This window comes from Lysobacter enzymogenes, assembly GCF_017168095.1.
Classification (GTDB): domain Bacteria; phylum Pseudomonadota; class Gammaproteobacteria; order Xanthomonadales; family Xanthomonadaceae; genus Lysobacter; species Lysobacter enzymogenes_D.
Genome location: NZ_LXSD01000453.1, coordinates 1 through 5,124 on the forward strand (window position 1 = coordinate 1; position 5,124 = coordinate 5,124).

4 protein-coding genes and 1 pseudogene are annotated in these 5,124 nt (G+C 70.1%); 3 read left to right on the plus strand and 2 right to left on the minus strand.

Translation table 11 applies throughout. The annotated features are described in order from the left end of the window. Positions 1-301 precede the first annotated feature (301 nt). Positions 302-1,390 carry an RNA polymerase-binding protein DksA gene (gene dksA, locus A7A76_RS19365; protein WP_206412748.1) on the minus strand — a complete coding sequence of 363 codons (1,089 nt, stop codon included), beginning with the start codon at positions 1,388-1,390 and terminating at the stop codon, positions 302-304. Positions 1,391-1,758: 368 nt separating this feature from the next. Between dksA and yidD the strand changes: the two genes are divergently transcribed. Genes yidD through A7A76_RS19380 form a run of 3 tightly spaced genes read left to right on the plus strand, consistent with a single transcriptional unit; the run spans position 1,759 to position 4,246 of the window. Beyond that, on the plus strand, positions 1,759-2,031 hold the full coding sequence (gene yidD, locus A7A76_RS19370) for a membrane protein insertion efficiency factor YidD (RefSeq protein WP_206412749.1): 273 nt from the start codon (positions 1,759-1,761) through the stop codon (positions 2,029-2,031). Continuing rightward, the gene (locus A7A76_RS19375; RefSeq protein ID WP_206412750.1) at positions 2,016-3,347 is read left to right on the plus strand and encodes a dihydroorotase; all 1,332 of its coding nucleotides are present in this window, start codon (positions 2,016-2,018) and stop codon (positions 3,345-3,347) included. The genes yidD and A7A76_RS19375 overlap by 16 nt, the downstream gene beginning before the upstream one ends. Next, complete coding sequence (locus A7A76_RS19380) at positions 3,344-4,246, plus strand: M23 family metallopeptidase (protein ID WP_206412751.1); 903 nt, start codon at positions 3,344-3,346, stop codon at positions 4,244-4,246. Before A7A76_RS19375 ends, A7A76_RS19380 begins: the two co-directional genes overlap by 4 nt. A 402-nt stretch (positions 4,247-4,648) precedes the next feature. Here A7A76_RS19380 and A7A76_RS19385 read toward each other — a convergent pair. After that, a pseudogene (locus A7A76_RS19385) lies at positions 4,649-5,124 on the minus strand (hypothetical protein); the annotation flags it as partial.

The window sequence follows — 5,124 nt, forward strand, 5'->3', positions numbered from 1 at the left end:
GGCGCGGCGCGGCGCGGCGCGGCGCGCAGCGTGCACTACCCCGTCATCCCCGCGAAGGCGGGGATCCAGAGACTTCAGAGTCATGCCGCGGTGAAGCCCTGGATCCCCGCCTTCGCGGGGATGACGGCTTGGGGGAAACGCGGGCGCTGCCGCGGGCACTGCCGCGGGCGTTGCTGCGAATGAAGCGGCCTCAGCGCGGCCTCGGCACGGCCACAGGGCAGCCTCGGCCCGGCCTCGATGCGCCGAAACGAAAAAGCCCGGCCGAAGCCGGGCTTTCGTCGCGATGGCGCAAACGCAGGGCTCAGTCGCCCATCTGCTTCTGCATGTGCTCCCAACGCTCCTGCGCGTCGATGGTGCGCTCGGCGGTCAGGCGCGCCTCGAGGCGGTCCAGGCCGATCTCTTCGCCGGTATCGACGCAGAAACCGTAATCGCCCGAGTCCACGCGCTTGAGCGTGCTGTCGATCTTGCTGATCAGCTTGCGGTAGCGGTCGCGGGTGCGCAGTTCCAGCGAGTTCTCCGTCTCGCGGGTCGCGCGCTCGGCCTCGTCGCCGACGTCGCGCACTTCGTCCTTGAGGTTCTCGATGGTCTGCTTGGATTCCTCGACCAGATCCGTGCGCCATTGCAGCAGGCGTTGACGGAAATACTCGAGCTGCAGCGGGTTCATGTATTCCTCGTCCGAGGTGGGCTTGTAGCCCTCCGGCACGATCGGACGGCCGGTCGCGGGATCGTTCTTGTACTGAACGACCTTGACCTTGGTCTTCGGCGCGGGCGAGGACGGCGCCTTGGTGGTCACCGCCACGGCGACCTTGCCGGCCGGACGGGCCGCGGCGGCCGCGGGCTTGCCGGCGGGAGGATTGCTGGATGCTGTCTGGGTCACTGTGTTCTTGCTTTTGTCGGAGATGCTTTCGGCCTGCTTCGCGGACGCCGGGGCGGCCGGCTTGGCAGGTTGCGGTGGGGTTCGCTGTGCGCTCGGCGCAGGCGGCTGCTTCACAGCTTGAGGCTTGTTCGCTTCAACTTTTTTAAGGTCGGCCTTGGCGGCAGCTTGCTTGACCGGCGTCGCCTTGGTTGCGACCGGTTTGGCCGCCGCGGCGGGCTTGGCCGGCGCAGCGGCCTTGGTCGCTGCCGGCTTGGCGGCCGGCTTGGCTGCGACCGGCTTCGCCGCGGGCTTGGCCGGCGCCGCCTTCTTCGCGGGAGCGGCCTTGACCGGCGCCGCCTTGGCGGCGGGCTTGGCCGCGACCTTCTTGGCCGCCGCCTTGGCCGGCGCCTTCTTGACCGCCGGCTTGCTCGCCGCCGTCTTCTTCGGCGCGGGCTTGGCAACCTTCTTCGCAGCCGGCTTGACGGTCTTCTTGGCGGCCTTGGCGGCCTTCTTCGCAGGTTTTTTCACTGCCACGACAGGCTTGTCCTTCTATTCCCTGAGGGCGCCGACGGACGCGGTCCGGCGGCATCGCGGGCCAAGCATGACCCACCCGGCCATCAAATGCACATGCGTTCGATGACCGCAAGTGAAATCCGGCGCAATGCCGGTTTTCGCCCGGCCCGGACGGCACGGCTACGCGTTTCGCGCCGCGGCGGACCTTCGTCTTGCACTTGCCTTGTTTTGGGGAAAGCGCGCTGTTATACCCTGCCGAGGCACCCGCGGCAACCGCGCCGCGCGGGGTCCGCGACACGCCCGCCGGAAGCGTAAAATACGTCCCGGCGCGGGGCTTTACCGCGCGCCCTTCCCCGCACCGTCACTACCGTTGCCGGCATTAAGGAAACGTGATCGCCCGCCTCCTCCTCGTCCTGCTGCGCGGCTACAAACGCTGGATCAGCCCCCTGCTCGGCCAGCGTTGCCGCTTCCACCCGAGCTGTTCGTCGTATTCGATGACGGCGATCGCGCATTACGGCGCGCTCAAGGGCAGCTGGCTCACGCTCAAGCGGCTGGCGCGCTGCCATCCGCTGCATCCCGGCGGCTACGACCCGGTGCCCGGCACCGAACACGCCGCCGCCTCCCCCGACTCTTCCGGACACTGCTCATGCCATCGACCCTGATCGTCAACGCCCGCCTGGTCAACGAAGGACGCGAATACGACGGCGACCTGCGCATCGACGGCGATCGCATCGCCGAAATCGGCGCCGGCCTGTCGGCGCGCGCCGGCGAGACCGTGATCGACGCGCGCGGCCGCCGCCTGCTGCCGGGCATGATCGACGACCAGGTCCACTTCCGCGAACCGGGCATGGAATACAAGGCCGACATGGCCACCGAATCGGCCGCGGCGGTGGCCGGCGGGCTGACCACGTTCATGGACATGCCCAACACCAGCCCGCCGACCCTGGACGCGGCCGCGCTGGAAGACAAATACCGCCGCGCCGCCGGCCGCGCCTGGGGCAACTTCGGCTTCTACCTGGGCGCGAGCAACGACAACCTCGCCGCGATCCAGTCGCTGGATCCGCGCAGCGCGCCGGGGGTGAAGGTGTTCATGGGCGCGTCCACCGGCAACATGCTGGTCGACGATCCGGTCACGCTGGACGCGATCTTCCGCGACGTGCCCACGCCGATCATCACCCACTGCGAAGACACGCCGATGATCGACGCCGAACTCGCCCGCTACAAGGCGAAGTACGGCGACGACATCCCGGCGCAATTCCATCCCGACATCCGCTCGCGCGAGGCGTGCAAGAAATCGACCGAGCTGGCGATCTCGCTGGCGCGCAAGCACAACACCCGCCTGCACGTGCTGCACATCAGCACCGCCGACGAACTGGCGCTGTTCCAGCCCGGCCCGATCGAGGGCAAGCGCATCACCGCCGAAACCTGCATCCACTTCCTGCGCTTCGATCGCGGCGATTACGAAAAGCTCGGCCATCTGATCAAGTGCAATCCGGCGATCAAGGATCCGGCCGACCGCGAGGCGCTGATCCGCGCGGTGGCCGAGAACGTGATCGACGTGCTCGCCACCGACCACGCGCCGCACACGCTGGAAGAAAAGGCACGCCCGTACACGTCCGCGCCGAGCGGCTTGCCGCTGGTGCAGTTCGCGCTCAACGCCGCGCTGGAGCTGGTGCACGAAGGCCGCTTGAGCACGGCGCAGGTGGTCGACAAGTTCGCCCACGCGCCGGCCAAGCTGTTCGACGTGGAGCTGCGCGGCTTCCTGCGCGAAGGCTATTTCGCCGACCTGGTGCTGATCGACGACACGCCTTACACGGTGGCGCGCGAGGACGTGCTGTCCAAGTGCGGCTGGTCGCCGTTCGAAGGCCGCACCTTCCGCAGCCGCATCGCCTCGACCTGGGTCAACGGGCAACTGGCCTGGGACGGCGTATCGCTGGTCGGCGCGCCGAACGGGCAGCGCCTGGCGTTCGCGCGATGAGGGTTACGATGTACGCGGCCGCGCTGTTGCTGGCGGCCGCGGCGCCGGCGGCATCGGCGCAGGTGGTCGCTTCCGGCACGATTCCGGACGGCGCCGATGCGCCGTCGCAAGCCGCCGATGCGCGTACGGTATTTCCGGCCTCGGTGCCGCAAGGCTCGATGGTGATCGGCAAGGTGCCGCCGGGCAGCGTGGTGCGCTATGGCGGCCGGACCTTGCGGGTGACGCCGTACGGCAGCGTGGTGTTCGGCGTCGGCCGCGACGCCAGCGGTACGCTCAGCGTCGAGGTGCAGCCCCCGGGCGGCGCGCCACAGCGCGCGGCGATTACGGTGACGCCGCGCGATTTTCCGACCGAATACATCCAGGGCGTTCCGCCGAAGACCGTCAACCCGCCGCCGGACATCGCCGCGCGGATCGAGCGCGAGCAGGCGCAGGTGACCGCCGCTCGCGCGCGCGACGACGAGCGCCCGGACTTCGCCCAGCCGTTCCAGTGGCCGGTGCAGGGCCGCATCAGCGGCCGCTTCGGCAACCAGCGCGTCTACAACGGCCAGAAGGGCTCCGGCCATTCGGGCATGGACATCGCCGCGCCGACCGGCACGCCGGTGAAAGCGCCGGCCGCCGGCGTGATCACCTTCGCCGCGCCGGACCTGTACCTCACCGGCGGCACCGTGCTGCTCGATCACGGCCACGGCATCAGCTCCAACTTCCTGCACCTCTCGCGCATCGACGTGAAAGTCGGCGACCGCATCGCCCAGGGCCAGACCATCGGCGCGGTCGGCGCGACCGGCCGCGCGACCGGGCCGCACCTGCATTGGGGCATGAACTGGTTCGACGTGCGGATCGACCCGCTGCTGGTGCTGGAGCGGGCGCAGGCGCAGGCGGCGGGCAAGGCCGCGCCGTAAAGAACGCCGTTGCCACGCGAGGCGGCTGATGCTTGCGATCTACCTGTAGGAGCGGCGCGAGCCGCGACCGCGGGACATCAGGTCGCGGCGAAATCGCGTGCGCGCCGTGCCGCGACGCCGGCTGCGGGTTGCGTTCGTCGCAGTTGCATTGTCGCGGTCGCGGCTCGCGCCGCTCCTACAGGTAGATCGCAAGCATCGACCGCGGGGCATCAGGTCGCGGCGAAATCGTGCGCGCGCCGGGCCGCGACGTCGGCTGCGGGTCGCGTTCGTCGCAATTGCATTGCCGCGGTCGCGGCTTGCGCCGCTCCTGCAGGGCTCGATCGAGGGTTGCGATCCGCCTGCGGGAGCGGCGCGAGCCGCGACCGCGGAGCTTCAGGTCGCAGCGAAACCCAACCGCCGCGGCTACAGCGCCAGCGGCTGCAGCGACGGCGACAGTTCCAGTTCGCGCAGACGCACGCATTTGGGGTTGGGCAGGCGCGGGCCGGCCAGCGCCAGCAAGGCGTTGCCGCGTTCCATCAGGCCCAGGCGCTGGCGCGCTTGGCTCAGGGCTTGTTCGAACTCTTCGGCGTCGGCGTGCAGGCCGGCGGCGAGCGGGTCGTCGGCGGCCAGTCCCAGCGCGTCGCGCCGCGAGGGGCGCAGCCACGCGCCGATCTGCGGCCACAAGGCCGGCCAGTCCAGTTCGGGGAACGTCGATGCCGGCGGCGTCGCGGCCGGCAGGTTCGGGGCCAGGCGGCCGCGCGGTTGCGCGGGGTTTTCGGCGAAGCAGCGGTAGACGAATTCGCTCGCGCTCATCGCGCCGGGGCCGTCGGCGGCGGCGTGCAGCAGGGCTTCGCGCAGCGCCGCGCGCAGCGGCGCCGAGTCGGGCAGCGTGCGGTCGC

Excerpts from the sequence above, each read along its gene's own strand:
- A7A76_RS19375 (WP_206412750.1), top strand. The coding sequence starts at position 2,016 with ATGCCATCGACCCTGATCGTCAACGCCCGCCTGGTCAACGAAGGACGC.
- A7A76_RS19380 (WP_206412751.1), top strand. The coding sequence starts at position 3,344 with ATGAGGGTTACGATGTACGCGGCCGCGCTGTTGCTGGCGGCCGCGGCG.